Source organism: Streptomyces sp. NBC_00094 (assembly GCF_026343125.1).
In the GTDB taxonomy this organism is placed as follows: domain Bacteria; phylum Actinomycetota; class Actinomycetes; order Streptomycetales; family Streptomycetaceae; genus Streptomyces.
In genome coordinates this window covers 4,069,739-4,085,084 of the sequence record NZ_JAPEMB010000001.1, presented here as the reverse complement: position 1 = coordinate 4,085,084, position 15,346 = coordinate 4,069,739, and the positions used below count along the sequence as shown (strand labels likewise).

The following is a 15,346-nucleotide window of genomic DNA, read 5'->3' as shown; positions in this document are numbered from 1 at the left end:
GTTCCGGGCCGGCCATGGCGCTCTCCCTCTACGTCGACACCGCTCGCTGGCGCGCGCACCAGAAGACCGTCATCGACCAGTTCCCCGGTGTGATCCCGGTCTGCAAGGGCAACGGCTACGGCTTCGGGCACGAGCGCCTCGCCGACGAGGCCGCCCGGTTCGGTGCCGACATGCTCGCGGTCGGCACCACCTACGAAGCCGCGAAGATCAAGGACTGGTTCAGCGGTGACCTGCTGGTCCTGACCCCGTTCCGACGGGGTGAGGAACCGGTTCCGCTGCCGGACCGGGTCATCCGCTCCGTCTCCTCCGTGGACGGCGTCCACGCCCTGGTGGGCGCCCGCGTCGTGATCGAGTGCATGAGCTCGATGAAGCGGCACGGCGTCCGTGAGGAGGAGCTCCACCAGCTCCACTCCGCCATCGAGGACGTACGCCTGGAGGGCTTCGCCCTGCACCTCCCGCTGGACCGTCCGGACGGCACCGACGCCGTCGAGGAGGTCATCGGCTGGATGGACCGGCTGCGGACCGCCCGGCTGCCGCTGCACACCATGTTCGTGAGCCACCTGCGGGCCGAGGAGCAGGCCCGGCTCCAGCAGCAGTTCCCGCAGACCCAGTTCCGCGCGCGGATCGGCACCCGGCTCTGGCTGGGCGACCACGAGGCCACCGAGTACCGGGGTGCGGTCCTCGACGTGACCCGGGTCGCCAAGGGTGACCGGTTCGGCTACCGCCAGCAGAAGGCCGCGTCGGACGGCTGGCTCGTCGTCGTCGCCGGCGGCACCTCGCACGGCGTGGGCCTGGAGGCCCCCAAGGCGATGCACGGCGTCATGCCGCGCGCCAAGGGCGTCGCCCGGGCCGGCCTGGCCACGGTCAACCGGAACCTGTCGCCCTTCGTCTGGGCGGGCAAGCAGCGCTGGTTCGCCGAGCCGCCGCACATGCAGGTGTCGATCCTGTTCGTGCCCTCCGACGCCCAGGAGCCCCGTGTGGGCGACGAGCTGGTGGCGCACCTGCGCCACACCACGACGCAGTTCGACCGGCTCGTCGAGCGCTGAGCCGGCCGAGACCGCTCACCCCCGGGAGCTCTGCTCCTCGGGGGCGCCCCACTCCACCCGCGGCCCTTCGGCCGCGGGTGCGGCGTGCCGGGCCGGGTGCGCCGCCCTGCCCGTCACGAAGACGTCCTCCGCGCCGTCCAGGACGCCCCCCGAGGGGTCGTCCGAGCCGTCCTGCCGGACCGGGTCCTTCTCGGGCATGAGGATGTCGCGTACGACCATGACGCACAGGTACAGCGTGCCGAGCAGATGCAGGACGATCGCGAACTGGTAGCCGTCGACCGGCAGTCCCTGCTTGTTGCCGCTGTTCATGAACGCCAGGTACATCCAGATGCCCAGGAAGTACATGACCTCGCACGCCTGCCAGATCAGGAAGTCGCGCCAGCGCGGCCGGGCGAGCGCCGCGAGCGGCACGAGCCAGAGCACGTACTGCGGCGAGTAGACCTTGTTGGTCAGGACGAACGCGGCGACGACCAGGAAGGCCAGCTGGACGAAGCGGGGCCTGCGGGGAGCGTTGAACGCCAGGAAGCCGAGCGCCACCACCGCCACGAGCATGAGCATCAGCGCGTACAGATTGGCCTTCTCCGGCGAGATCGAGACGCCCGCCCGCTGGCTGACCAGCAGCCAGACCGAACCGAAGTCGACGTTCCGGTCGCGGCTGAAGAGGTAGAACTGCTTCCACCCCTCGGGAGCCGCCAGCATCACGGGCAGGTTCACGACCAGCCACGCGCCGACCGCGCCCAGCACCGCGGTCCCGTACTCCCGCCACTTCCCCGCACGCCAGCAGAGCAGCAGCAGCGGGACGAGGAGCAGTATCGGGTAGAACTTCGCGGCGGTGGCGAGACCGAGCAGGATGCCGAAGCCGAGCGGCCGGCCGCGTGACCACAGCAGGACCGCGGCGGAGGTCAGGGCGACGGCCAGTATGTCCCAGTTGATCGTGGCGGTGAGCGCGACGGAGGGCGCCAGGGCGACCAGGAGGCCGTCCCAGGGGCGTCGGCGGTGCGTCCGCGCCACACAGACGGCGAGGACGGCCGCACAGACCATCAGCATGCCCGCGTTGACCATCCAGAACGTCTGCTCGCGGTGGTCCATGGAGCCGCCGCCGGGCGTCAGCCAGGACGCGACCTCCATGAAGAGACCCGTCAGCACCGGGTACTCCAGAAACGGTATGTCGCCGGTCAGCCGGTCGAAGTAGGGCACCAGGCCGTCGGCGAAGCCCCGCCCCGAGAAGAGGTGCGGGATGTCCGAGTAGCACGCGTGGGTGTACTGGGAGGTGGTGCCCCGGAACCAGGCCCAGTTGTAGCAGGGCAGTTTCTGCACCATGCCGAGGGCGAACATCCCGATGGCCACGAGGGCGATCACCCGCACCGGTGTGAACTGACCACCGCCGATCAGGGCACGGCGGCCGAAGGGACCGCCGATCAGCTCGCTGCCCGCGGCGGCCACCTCGTCCCGATGGGTGGGGATGACCGCCGGCGGGCCCTGCGGCCGGTCCTGCGGCGCGGGCGTCTTCTGGAGGCTCGGCATGGGGGACATCCTGCCGTACGACCCTGGCAATACGACGAGGGCCGCCGCGTCCGGTCCGTACGGAAGGTACGGACGGACGCGGCGGCCCTCACTGCGTGCCCTGCGGAGGGGCGGAAGGGATCAGGGAGTCCAGGCCCCGTCCACACCACCGGGTTTGCCGTTCCCGTTGTCCGGGTCCTCCGTCGTCGCCGAACCGGTCGGTGTCGGCGCCGTGGTCGTGGTGGGCGCCGTGGTCGTGGGCTGACCGGTGTTGCCGCCCGAGGTGTTGCAGTCGAAGTCCCAGACGTTGCACGTCGTCTTGCCCGGCTTCGGCGTCCTGGTCGCCGGGGGAGTCGTCGTCGGAACGGCCGGGGGAGTCGTCGTCGGCGGCTCCGTCGTCGGCGTCGCCGAGGTCTCGGTGGGCGTCGGGGTGGCCGTCGGCGTCGGCGTCGGGCTGGGAGCGCCACCGCCGAAGACCGCCTTGGCGTCCTCCAGCTTCTCGGGCTCGGGGAACTTCAGGTCCGGCATGCCCGCGACGGCGTCCGTCATGTAGTCGTTCCAGATCTGCGACGGGAACGACGAACCGTGGATCGTGTCCTTGCCACCCGTGCCGTACATCTTCTCGAACTCGCGGTTCTTCTTCGTCTCGTCGTCGTCGTAGCGGTACATGTCGATGGCGGTCGACAGCTGCGGGGTGTAGCCCACGAACCAGGCCGACCGGTTGCCGTCGGTCGTACCGGTCTTGCCGGCCACGGCACGGCCCGGGATCGCGGCGTTGTTACCGGTGCCCTCAGGGTCCTCCACGACGTCCCGGAGGACGTCGGTGACGTTACCGGCGATGGCCGGCGAGAAGGCCTGCACGGTCTTGGCCTCGTGCTTGTAGATCGTCTTCCCGCCCTTGAGCACCTTGGTCACCGAGAACGGGTCGTTCTGCTCACCGTTGTTGGCGAAGGTCGCGTAGGCGCCGGCCATCCGGATCGCGCTCGGGCTGGAGATACCGAGGGAGAAGGAGGGCACCTCGCCCTTGACGAGGGAGTCCTCGCGCAGACCCGCGCGGACGGCGGCATCACGGACCTTGTCGATGCCGATGTCCATGCCGAGCTGCACGTACGGCGAGTTGGCCGACTTGATCATGGCTCGGCGAAGGGTCATGGGGCCGTAGCTCTGGTCGCCGTCATTGGTCTGGAGCCACTCCTCCCCCTTCTCGTTCTCCCAGATCTCGCCCTTGTAGTCCCGGATCTTCAGCTCGTTCTTGCCGGAGTAACGGCTCTTGTCCGGGTCCACGATCGTGCGGGAGGACGCGTCCTGGACGGGACCGAGGTCCTTGTCCCGGACGCCGTCCTTCATCGCGGCGGCCAGCACGAAGGGCTTGAAGGTCGATCCGACCTGAGCACCGGTGGTGTCGGCGTTGTTGGTGAAGTGCTTGGTGGCGTCCTGGCCGCCGTAGATCGCGAGGAGCGCGCCGGTCTTCGTGTCGACGGAGGCGCCGCCGAACTGGACGTTGGTGTCCTTCGTCGGCCGCTTCTCCGGGTCGATGTTCTCGTCGTAGACCTTCTTGACCGCGGCCGCGAGCGCGTCCACCTTCTTCTTCTCGAAGGTGGTGTAGATCTCGTAGCCGCCGCGCTCCAGTTCCTTGGTGCCGATGCCCTGGGTGTTGTTGTTGACGAAGTTCGCCTTGGCCGTGCCGACGAGGTAGCCGATCTGGCCGGTCAGCGCCGCGTCCTGCTTGCGCTTCTGGACCTTGGGGAACGTCGTGTACTTGGCACGCTCCTCGGCCGTGATCTTCTTGTCCTTGACCATCTCGTCGAGGATCCAGCTCCACCGCTTGGTGGCCCGGTCGAGGTTCTTCGTGGGCGTGGCCTCGGGGTCGATCTCGGGGTAGCCGGCGGGGTCGTAGTACGTCGCACCCTTCAGCACCGCGGTGAGCAGCGCCGACTCACTGGCGTTGAGGTCCCTGGAGTTCTTGTCGAAGTACGCACGCGAGGCCGCCTGGATGCCGTAGGCGCCGCGACCGTAGTACGCGGTGTTCAGGTAGCCGGCCATGATGGTCGGCTTGTCGGACTCGTTGCCGACCTTCATGGAGATGAAGAGTTCCTTCACCTTCCGGGTGAGGGTCTGCGACTGGTCGTTGAGCCGGTTGTTCTTCACGTACTGCTGGGTGATCGTCGAACCGCCCTGGGTCTCACCGCCCTTGGCCATGTTCCACACGGCGCGGCCGATACCCATCGGGTCGATGCCCGAGTCGGTCCAGAAGGTCTTGTTCTCGGCCGAGACCACGGCCTCCTGCATGACCCTCGGGATCTCCGCGATGCCCACGATCTGACGGTTCGTACCACTGCCGGTCGCGACCATGCGCGTGCCGTCGGCCCAGTAGTAGATGTTGTTCTGCGACGTCGCGGTCGCGTCTTCCTTCGGAACGACCACATTGGAGTACGCGAAGACCGCGCCGCCCATCAGCACGCCGACGAACACCAGGAACGTGCCCGTCACGAGCTTCCACGAGGGCATCCAGCGACGCCAGCCGTACTTGTCGTGGCGCGGGTAGTCGATGATGCGCTTCTTGCGCGGCGGATGGCCGCCGGGACCGCGCCCCGGACCGCTGCCGCGACCGCCGCCGCCACCGCGCCGTCCTCCACCAGGACCACCAGGACCGCCAGGGCCACCGGGACCCCCCGGGCCGACTTCGGCGCCCCTTCGGCGGCTGCCGCGCTGGGCAGCCCTCCGGGCCTCCGCGCGACCGCCGTAGGGGCGCTCCTCCTCCCCGTGGGAGGAAGGCGGCCCGTACGAGGCCGACGGGGCCCCCCTACCGACATCCTGTGCCGGGGCCGACCTGCGGCCCACCGGCTGCTGGGCAGCGCGTCGTGCCGCCGCGCGGCCACCCGTCGGCGGCTCCTGCGGCGTCATTTTGCGACGATGCTCGCTCATCGAACGACTACTCCTCGGGCAGGCGTGTACGCCTGGAAGCGGCAGTTGAGTTCCGGTCCCCCCGAAATGCGCACGGGCGGAACCTCATCGGAGGCCCCTCCGTACCGCAGCCGGTCACCCGCAGCACTGACGCCCCACGGCATCGCTTGGTTCCCGGTGGTCTGCATGCCGCACAGACTACGCACGGCCAAAACCCACGTAGGGCCGAAGTTCACCCCAAATCAGGCAAGTCGCTCCCTATGAATTGACGATGTGACGCCGGTCACGGCGGTCCCACTTGTCCCCACAGAGTGGCCGTTCTATCGTGCTGATGTATCGAGTCGATACATCAGCACGGCATAAGGGCCCCGAGAAGCGGAGGAGGCGACGGATGAGCAGGCGCTCAGGCATCCTGGAGTTCGCCGTTCTCGGCCTGCTCCGCGAGGCCCCGATGCACGGGTACGAGCTGCGGAAGCGCCTCAACACCTCGCTGGGAGTCTTCCGGGCCTTCAGCTACGGAACGCTGTATCCCTGCCTCAAGACGCTGGTCGCCAACGGCTGGTTGATCGAGGAGCCGGGCAGCGCCCCCGAGGAGGCCCTCGCCGCTTCACTCGCAGGACGCCGGGCCAAGATCGTCTACCGGTTGACGCCGGAAGGTAAGGAGCACTTCGAGGAGCTCCTCACCCACACCGGCCCCGACGCCTGGGAGGACGAGCACTTCGCCGCCCGCTTCGCCTTCTTCGGCCAGACCGAGCGCGAAGTACGGATGCGGGTGCTCGAAGGCCGCCGCAGCCGGCTGGAGGAGCGTCTGGAGAAGATGCGCGCCTCCCTGGCCCGGACCCGCGAACGGCTCGACGACTACACACTTGAGCTGCAGCGCCACGGCATGGAGTCCGTGGAGCGCGAGGTGCGCTGGCTGAACGAGCTCATCGAGAGCGAGCGGGCGGGACGGGATCAGCGATCCGGTCCCGACGCCCCCGCTCTGCACGACAACGATTCTGGAGAAACGGGCGGCCTGCCCCGGCACGGGGGCAGTACCCGGCCGGATCCGTCCGACGACACCGCCAAGTGAAACCCTGCGTACAGCAGGGCTTCCACGATCACAACAGGGAGCAACCGGAAATGGGTTCGGTTCGCGTAGCCATCGTCGGCGTGGGCAACTGCGCCGCCTCGCTGGTCCAGGGCGTCGAGTACTACAAGGACGCCGACCCGGCGGCCAAGGTGCCCGGCCTGATGCACGTCCAGTTCGGCGAGTACCACGTCGGTGACGTCGAGTTCGTCGCCGCCTTCGACGTCGACGCGAAGAAGGTCGGCCTCGACCTCTCCGACGCCATCGGCGCCAGCGAGAACAACACCATCAAGATCTGCGACGTCCCGAACGCGGGCGTCACGGTTCAGCGTGGTCACACCTTCGACGGTCTCGGTAAGTACTACCGCATGACCATCGAGGAGTCCGCCGAGGAGCCGGTCGACGTCGTCCAGATCCTCAAGGACCGCCAGGTCGACGTTCTCGTCTGCTACCTGCCCGTCGGTTCCGAGGACGCTGCGAAGTTCTACGCGCAGTGCGCCATCGACGCCAAGGTCGCCTTCGTCAACGCTCTCCCGGTCTTCATCGCCGGCACCAAGGAGTGGGCGGACAAGTTCACCGAGGCGGGCGTCCCGATCGTCGGCGACGACATCAAGTCGCAGGTCGGCGCGACCATCACGCACCGCGTGATGGCGAAGCTGTTCGAGGACCGCGGTGTCCGTCTTGAGCGCACCATGCAGCTCAACGTCGGCGGCAACATGGACTTCAAGAACATGCTCGAGCGTGACCGCCTCGAGTCCAAGAAGATCTCGAAGACGCAGGCCGTCACCTCGCAGATCCCCGACCGCGAGCTGGGCGAGAAGAACGTCCACATCGGTCCGTCGGACTACGTGGCCTGGCTGGACGACCGCAAGTGGGCGTACGTGCGTCTTGAGGGCCGCGCCTTCGGTGACGTTCCGCTGAACCTCGAGTACAAGCTCGAGGTGTGGGACTCCCCGAACTCCGCGGGTGTCATCATCGACGCCCTGCGCGCCGCGAAGATCGCCAAGGACCGCGGCATCGGCGGCCCCATCCTCTCCGCGTCGAGCTACTTCATGAAGAGCCCGCCGGTTCAGTACTTCGACGACGAGGCCCTGGCCAACGTCGAGAAGTTCATCAAGGGCGAGGTCGAGCGCTAAGCGCCCGCACGCTTGTCGAAGAGGGTCCCCGCGGCGCTGCCCGGGGGCCCTCTTCGTATGTGAGTCTTGCGCCATGTCCGTCGTACGTGATCTGCGCGTACTCCTGCGCCTGACGAACTTCCGCCGCCTGCTCGCCGTCCGGCTGCTCTCCCAGTGCGCCGACGGGGTCTACCAGGTGGCGCTGGCCACGTACGTCGTCTTCTCCCCAGAGAAGCAGGCCTCACCCACCGCCATCGCCTCGGCCATGGCCGTGCTCCTGCTCCCGTACTCGCTCGTCGGACCCTTCGCCGGCGTCCTCCTCGACCGCTGGCAGCGCCGCCAGGTCTTCCTGTACGGGAACCTCCTGCGCACCCTGCTCGCCTGCGGGACCGCCGTGCTCATCGTCGCGTCCGTCCCCGACTGGCTCTTCTACGCCTCCGCGCTCTCCGTCACCGCGGTCAACCGTTTCGTGCTCGCGGGGCTCTCGGCCTCGCTCCCGCGCGTCGTCGACGAGGAGAGGCTGGTCGTGGCGAACTCGCTCTCCCCCACCGCCGGCACTCTCGCCGCCACCCTCGGGGGCGGCCTGGCCTTCGGCGTCCGGCTCGTCGCCGACGAGTCCGACGCGGCCGTGGTGGCCTTCGCCGCCGCCCTCTATCTCCTGTCCGCCCTCTCCTCCCTGCGGATGCCCCGGGGGCTCCTCGGACCCGATCCGGAGCTGGTTCCCCAGCGGCTCACCTCGGCGCTGACCTCGACGGTCCGGGGGCTGGTCGACGGGCTGCGGCACCTGGCCGAGCGACGACCGGCCGCCAGGGCGCTGGCCGCGGTCGCCCTGATGCGCTTCTGCTACGGCGCCCTGCTCGTCACCGTGCTGATGCTCTGCCGCTACGCCTGGAGCTCCACGGAAGCCAAGGGGCTGGCGCTCCTGGGGCTCGCCGTCGCCGCTTCGGGAGTGGGATTCTTCGCGGCCGCGGTCCTCTCGCCCTGGGGGGTGGGACGGCTGGGGCCCTTCGGCTGGATGACCCTGTGCGCCGGGCTCGCGGCCGTCCTGGTGCCGACTCTCGGCCTGTTCTTCGACCCCGTCCCCTTCCTCGTGGCCGCCTTCGTCCTCGGACTCATCACCCAGGGATCCAAGATCGCGACGGACACGGTGGTGCAGACGACCGTCGACGACGCCTACCGGGGACGGATCTTCTCCCTCTACGACGTGCTGTTCAACGTCGCCTTCGTGGGAGCGGCGGGGATCGCGGCACTGATGCTGCCGCCGGACGGCCGCTCCCCCCTCCTGGTGATTCTGGTCGCCGTCGTCTACGCGGCGATCGCGCTGGCACTCCACAGGGAACGCACGGAGGGGTGATGTTTCACGTGAAACACCACCCCTCCCGCCGGTGTTTCACGTGAAACACCGGCCTGCTCGCCTCGCTCGCCTCAGTCGCGTGCCGCCCACCACTCCTTGAGCGCGGCGACCGCCTGATCCTGCTCCATCGGGCCGTTCTCCAGCCGCAGCTCCAGCAGGAACTTGTACGCCTGGCCGATGGCCGGACCGGGCCCGATGGCCAGGATCTCCTGGATCTGGTTGCCGTCCAGGTCGGGACGGATCGCGTCCAGCTCCTCCTGCTCCTGGAGCTGGGAGATGCGCTCCTCCAGGCCGTCGTACGTACGGGAGAGCGCGGCCGCCTTGCGCTTGTTGCGCGTGGTGCAGTCCGAACGGGTCAGCTTGTGCAGGCGCGAGAGCAGCGGCCCCCCGTCACGGACGTAGCGGCGTACCGCCGAGTCGGTCCACTCGCCGTCCCCGTAGCCGTGGAAGCGGAGGTGCAGCTCGACCAGGCGCGAGACGTCCTTGATCATCTCGTTGGAGTACTTGAGAGCGGTCATGCGCTTCTTGGTCATCTTCGCGCCCACCACCTCGTGGTGGTGGAAGGAGACCCTGCCGTCCTTCTCGAAGCGACGGGTGCGCGGCTTGCCGATGTCATGAAGCAGGGCAGCGAGACGCAGCACCAGGTCGGGGCCGTCCTCCTCCAGGTCGATCGCCTGCTCGAGCACGATCAGCGAGTGCTCGTAGACGTCCTTGTGCCGGTGGTGCTCGTCGCTTTCGAGGCGCAGCGCGGGCAGCTCGGGCAGCACGTGGTCCGCGAGACCGGTGTCCACGAGCAGGCCGAGGCCCTTCCGGGGGTGCGCCGAGAGCAGCAGCTTGTTGAGCTCCTCCCTGACCCGCTCGGCGGAGACGATCTCGATCCGGCCGGACATCTCCTTCATCGCCGTGACGACCTCGGGGGCGACCTCGAAGTCCAGCTGGGCGGCGAACCGCGCGGCCCGCATCATGCGCAGGGGGTCGTCGGAGAAGGACTCCTCGGGCGTACCGGGCGTCCGCAGGACCCGGGCGGCGAGGTCTTCCAAGCCGCCGTACGGGTCGATGAACTCCTTCTCGGGGAGGGCCACGGCCATGGCGTTGACGGTGAAGTCCCGCCGGACGAGATCCTGGTCGATGGAGTCGCCGTAGGAGACCTCGGGCTTGCGCGAGGTCCGGTCGTACGCCTCGGAGCGGTACGTCGTGACCTCGATCTGGTAGCCGTCCTTCTGCGAGCCGACCGTCCCGAAGGCGATCCCGACCTCCCAGACGGAGTCGGCCCACGGGCGGACGATCTTCAAGACGTCCTCGGGGCGGGCGTCGGTGGTGAAGTCCAGGTCGTTGCCGAGCCGGCCGAGCAGGGCATCCCGTACCGAGCCACCGACCAGCGCGAGGCTGAACCCGGCCTCCTGGAAACGGCGGGCGAGATCGTCGGCGACAGGGGACACGCGCAGCAGTTCACTGACCGCGCGGCGTTGCACCTGGCTCAGTGCAGTCGGGGTGTCTTCGTTGGCGTTCGGCACAACAGAAAAGGGTACGTGCCCCGGTCCACCCCGACGTCCTCGTTTTCCCACGGGCCGGACACCGGGCGCCATCGGCTGGAGCAGTCCCCGGCACTTGCCCCCAGCGTGCCTCGTTACCATGCCTGGACACAGCAACCGGGAACCATCCACACCACTGGCACCACAGACAACGACGAGGACGGGCGAACGCGTGGGCGAGGCGGCAGACATCCAGGGAACCGGTCCCTCACCTGCCCGCCGATGGCTGCGGCGCACGATCACGGTCGCCGTCGGGGCGCCGCTCCTCGCCGGTCTCCTCCAGGCCCCGACCGCCTCGCCGGCGGCTGCCGCGGAGGACGCCACCGGCTCCAAGACCGTCGATGTGTCCCTCGACACCCTGACCCCGAGCGCTCCCGTGGAAGGTGACACCGTCACCGTCTCGGGGACGGTGACCAACCGGGGGAAGAAGGTCATCACCGAGGCGACGGTGGATCTGCGCGTCGGCCCGATGATGACGAGCCGCAGCGAGATCGACCAGGCCTCCGAGCGCACCGGCTACCGGGACGACAGCGACCCCCCGACCCTCGACGAGGGTCCCACCCTCAAGATCCCCCGCCTCGGCCCCGGCCTCAGCACGGATTTCTCCCTCTCCGTCCCCGTCTCCGAACTCGGTCTCGACGAGTCGGGCGTGTACCAGCTGGGCGTCTCGCTCACCGGCCAGACCTCGGACCGGCGCTACGACCGGGTCCTCGGCATCGAGCGGACCTTCCTGCCGTACCAGCCGGAAGCCACCGAGAAGAAGACCCAGCTCACCTACCTCTGGCCGCTGATCTCCTCGGCCCACGTCTCGGCGGAGACGAACACGGACGAGCAGCAGACCCCCGTCTTCGAGGACGACGACCTGGCCGCCGAGCTGCGGCCGGGCGGCCGTCTCGACCAGATGGTCGCGCTGGGCAAGGACCTCCCGGTCACCTGGGTGATCGATCCGGACCTGCTGGCCACCGTCGACGCCATGGCGAACGGCTACCGCGTCAAGGACGGCACCACCCACCTCCCCGGCAAGAACCAGGTCGTGGCCGAGCGGTGGCTGGACTCGCTGGAGAAGGCCGTCCAGGGACACAAGGTCGTCGCGCTGCCCTTCGCCGACCCCGACCTCGCCTCCCTGGCCCACCGCGGCAAGGACGTCCCCAGCTCCCTTGGGCACCTCCAGTCGGCGACCTCCCTCGCGGGGACGACCGTCGAGACCATCCTCCACGTGCAGCCGTCCACCGACTTCTCCTGGCCCGTCGAGGGAGCCGTCGACCCCTCCATCGTGGCCGTCGCGACCTCGGCCAGCGCCGACAAGGTGATCGCCCGCAGCGACAGCGTCCGCGACGACCTCTCCTACACGCCGACAGCCGCGCGCCCCCTCGGCAGCGGCAGCACCACGGCCGTGGTGAGCGACGCACTCCTGTCCACCGCCTTCGAGGGCGACATGGTCCGTGCGGAGAACTCCACCCTCGCGGTCCAGGAGTTCCTCTCCCACTCGCTCGCGATCACCCTGGAACAGCCGGAACAGCAGCGCAGCATCGTGGTCGCCCCGCAGCGGGTGCCGACCGGCGCCCAGGCCCAGAGCATGGCGACCGCCCTGCACGGCCTCTCCGCCCGGCGCTGGAGCCAGCCGACCGACCTCCTCGCGGCGGCCGCGGCCAAGCCGGACCCGAACGCCTCCACCACGGTGCCCAGCAGCTCCCGCTACCCGAAGGACCTGCGCGACCGGGAACTCCCCGTCCAGACCTTCCGTGACATGAAGACGACCCGCGACGAGCTGGACGACTTCAAGGTCATCCTGACCCAGCCGGAACGTGTCGTCCCCCCGTTCGGCAACGCGATCAACCGCGAGATGTCCACCTCCTGGCGCGGTCAGGCCAGAGAGGCCGCGGTCTACCGGAACGACGTCCTCAAGTACCTGCAGGGCCTCACCGAGAGCATCCAGCTGGTCCCCAAGTCGGACCTGACGCTGTCCGGCCGCAGTGCGACGATCCCCGTGACCGTGCAGAACAAGCTGCTGCAGGGCGTGGACAATCTGGTGCTGCGCCTCACGTCCAGCAACAAGAGTCGGCTGGAGCTGAACGGCGAAGCCTATGCAGAGCTCCCCGTGAAGATCAGCGCCGGGCACAGCCAGTCGGTGAAGTTCACCGCCACGGCCAATGCCAATGGCCAGCTCCCGATGACGGCCCAGCTCTACACCGAGGACGGCACCCCTTACGGGCAGCCGATGACCTTCAACGTGAAGGTCTCCGAGATCACCGCCACGGTGATGCTCGTGATCGCCGGCGGTGTGCTGCTCCTCGTCCTCGCCGGAGTGCGCATGTACAGCCAGCGCAAGCGGGTCGCCGCCAGGAAAGCCGAGGCCGACGCCGAGAAGACCGACGCCGGAACGGAAGACGACGAGGACGGCGAAGGCGGCGAGGACGGTGAGGACGGCGAGGGAGACGAACCCGAGCAGCCGAGTGACCCGACGCCGGACACCGGGCCCGAAAGCGGCGGCCCGTCGGGCCCGAGTGAGAAAGTGGACCGTTGAGCGATGTCGTGGCCGGTCGGCCGGGGACGATGAGGTGGGGTAACCATGAACGCGCCGTACGACGGTGACCGCGGCCAGGGCGCGGACGGCACCGCGCCGTCCGGTGGGACGCCCGCCGCACCCCCCGGTTCCGGGTACCCCCAGGTGCCGCCGTCCCCCCAGCAGGGCTTCGCCGACCCGCACGGGCAGAACGCCTTCGCGCAGAACCCGTACGCCCAGGACCCCTACGTCCAGGACGCCTTCGCCCACGATCCGTACCGGGCTCAGGACGTGTCCGCGCAGGACCCGGTGACCGAGGCGCTCTACGACCGCGCCGCGCACCCGCCGCCCCCGCCCGGCACGTACCAGGAGCCCCAGCCGCTCTACCAGCAGCCCGCCGTGCCCCAGCACGCGCCGGACCCCCGGGTGTGGGCGCAGACCCCGGCGCCCGAGCCCGACGGTGCCTCACGCCACCTGCCGTACGGCGACGACGCGCGCACGGTCCAGTTCACCGGCGTCGACGACCTGGTGACCCGCGCCGGCGAGGAGAACCCCGAGCCGGACGCGTTCGCGCACCTCTACCGGGACCAGCAGACGCCCGGCCAGGTGCCCCCGCCCGCCACGGAGCCGGACCCCATGCCCGCCCCTGCCCCCGCTCCGAAGAAGTCCGGCCGTGCCTCAGGGCTGCTCAAGTCGAGCGCCGTAATGGCGGCCGGCACCCTCGTCTCCCGGCTCACCGGCTTCGTCCGCAGCCTGGTGATCACCGGCGCGCTCGGCGCGGCGCTGCTCGGCGACACCTTCACCATCGCCTACACGCTGCCGACGATGATCTACATCCTCACCGTCGGCGGCGGCCTCAACTCGGTCTTCGTGCCCCAGCTCGTCCGTTCGATGAAGAACGACGAGGACGGCGGCGAGGCCTACGCCAACCGCCTGCTCACCCTGGTGATGGTGGCGCTGGGACTGATCGTGGTGGCGGCCGTCCTCGCCGCACCGGTCCTGGTCCGGCTGATGTCGAACACGATCGCCGACGACGCCGCGGCCAACAGCGTGGCCGTGACCTTCGCCCGCTACTGCCTGCCCACGATCTTCTTCATGGGCGTGCACGTGGTGATGGGCCAGATCCTCAACGCCCGCGGCAAGTTCGGCGCGATGATGTGGACGCCGGTCCTCAACAACATCGTCATGATCGTCACGTTCGGCCTGTTCATCTGGGTCTACGGCACCTCCGCCGAGTCCCAGATGGGCGTCCAGACCATTCCCGACGAGGGCATCCGCCTGCTCGGCATCGGCACCCTCCTCGGGCTCGTCGTGCAGGCGCTGGCGATGATCCCGTACCTCCGCGAGACGGGCTTCCGCTTCCGTCCCCGCTTCGACTGGAAGGGCCACGGGCTCGGCAAGACGGTGAAGCTCGCCAAGTGGACCGTGCTCTTCGTCCTCGCCAACCAGGCGGGCGTCCTGGTCGTCACCCAGCTCGCCACGGCCGCCGGCCAGGAGTCCGGAAAGAACGGCGCCGGCTTCCTCGCCTACTCGAACGCCCAGCTCATCTGGGGCATGCCGCAGGCCATCATCACCGTCTCCGTCATGGCCGCTCTGCTGCCGCGGATCTCCCGCGCCGCCCACGACGACGACCCCGGCGCCGTCCGCGACGACATCTCGCAGGGCCTGCGCAACTCGGCCGTCGCGATCGTCCCGGTCTCCTTCGCCTTCCTGGCCCTCGGCGTCCCGATGTGCACGCTGCTCTACGCCTCCAGCGGCGTCGAAGCCGCCCAGGGCATGGGCTTCATCCTGATGGCCTTCGGACTCGGCCTGATCCCCTACTCCGTCCAGTACGTCGTGCTCCGCGGCTTCTACGCCTACGAGGACACCCGGACGCCCTTCTACAACACGGTCATCGTCGCCGCCGTGAACGCGGCCACCTCGGCACTCTGTTACGTGCTCCTGCCCGCCCAGTGGGCCGTCGTCGGCATGGCCGCCTCCTACGGCCTCGCGTACGCCGTCGGCGTCGGCATCGCCTGGCGCCGCCTGCGCAACCGCCTCGGCGGCGACCTGGACGGCACCCAGGTGATGCGGACCTACGCGCGGCTCTGCATGGCCTCCGTGCCCGCCGCGATCGTCGCCGGCGCCGTCGGTTTCGGGCTTCTCAAGCTCCTGGGCGAGGGCGCCCTGGGCTCCCTCGTCGCCCTGCTCATCGGCGGAGCGGTCCTCCTGGGTGTCTTCTTCGTCGCGGCCAAGCGCATGCGGATCGCGGAGCTGAACACCCTGGTCGGGATGGTGCGCGGTCGTCTGGGACGCTGAAACGACGTCCCCGCACAACCAT

Annotated in this window: 9 protein-coding genes; 6 read left to right on the top strand and 3 right to left on the bottom strand. The window is 69.3% G+C overall.

Features of this window, described 5'->3' with window-relative positions; translation table 11 throughout:
- Positions 1 to 14 precede the first annotated feature (14 nt).
- On the top strand, positions 15 to 1,046 hold the full coding sequence (locus OG580_RS17930; protein WP_267044686.1) for an alanine racemase: 1,032 nt from the start codon (positions 15 to 17) through the stop codon (positions 1,044 to 1,046).
- Positions 1,047 to 1,061: 15 nt separating this feature from the next.
- Here OG580_RS17930 and OG580_RS17925 read toward each other — a convergent pair whose 3' ends face one another.
- Both OG580_RS17925 and OG580_RS17920 read right to left on the bottom strand, forming a co-directional pair.
- Positions 1,062 to 2,570, bottom strand: a complete 1,509-nt coding sequence (locus tag OG580_RS17925) for a glycosyltransferase family 87 protein (protein ID WP_267044685.1) — start codon at positions 2,568 to 2,570, stop codon at positions 1,062 to 1,064.
- Between the two features lie 120 nt (positions 2,571 to 2,690).
- A complete protein-coding gene (locus tag OG580_RS17920; RefSeq protein WP_267044684.1) occupies positions 2,691 to 5,474 on the bottom strand; it encodes a transglycosylase domain-containing protein in 2,784 nt (927 codons plus the stop codon).
- Between the two features lie 370 nt (positions 5,475 to 5,844).
- Here OG580_RS17920 and OG580_RS17915 point away from each other — a divergent pair, with 370 nt between their 5' ends.
- From OG580_RS17915 to OG580_RS17905, 3 genes are all read left to right on the top strand, one after another.
- Entirely contained in the window at positions 5,845 to 6,525 is a 681-nt protein-coding gene (locus OG580_RS17915) for a PadR family transcriptional regulator (protein ID WP_024760413.1), read from the top strand.
- A gap of 50 nt (positions 6,526 to 6,575) precedes the next feature.
- On the top strand, positions 6,576 to 7,658 hold the full coding sequence (locus OG580_RS17910; protein WP_267044683.1) for an inositol-3-phosphate synthase: 1,083 nt from the start codon (positions 6,576 to 6,578) through the stop codon (positions 7,656 to 7,658).
- 73 nt (positions 7,659 to 7,731) lie between these two features.
- Complete coding sequence (locus OG580_RS17905) at positions 7,732 to 8,991, top strand: MFS transporter (protein ID WP_267044682.1); 1,260 nt, start codon at positions 7,732 to 7,734, stop codon at positions 8,989 to 8,991.
- 71 nt (positions 8,992 to 9,062) lie between these two features.
- On the opposite strand, the gene OG580_RS17900 is transcribed toward OG580_RS17905, so the two are convergent.
- Positions 9,063 to 10,505 carry a CCA tRNA nucleotidyltransferase gene (locus tag OG580_RS17900; RefSeq protein WP_267044681.1) on the bottom strand — a complete coding sequence of 481 codons (1,443 nt, stop codon included), beginning with the start codon at positions 10,503 to 10,505 and terminating at the stop codon, positions 9,063 to 9,065.
- Positions 10,506 to 10,695: 190 nt separating this feature from the next.
- On the opposite strand from OG580_RS17900, the gene OG580_RS17895 reads away from it, so the two are divergent.
- Together OG580_RS17895 and murJ are read left to right on the top strand one after the other, a co-directional pair.
- On the top strand, positions 10,696 to 13,047 hold the full coding sequence (locus OG580_RS17895; protein WP_267044680.1) for a DUF6049 family protein: 2,352 nt from the start codon (positions 10,696 to 10,698) through the stop codon (positions 13,045 to 13,047).
- Positions 13,048 to 13,092: 45 nt separating this feature from the next.
- Positions 13,093 to 15,324: a murein biosynthesis integral membrane protein MurJ gene (gene murJ / locus OG580_RS17890; protein ID WP_267044679.1), complete on the top strand. Its 2,232-nt coding sequence runs from the start codon at positions 13,093 to 13,095 to the stop codon at positions 15,322 to 15,324.
- Positions 15,325 to 15,346: the final 22 nt, after the last annotated feature.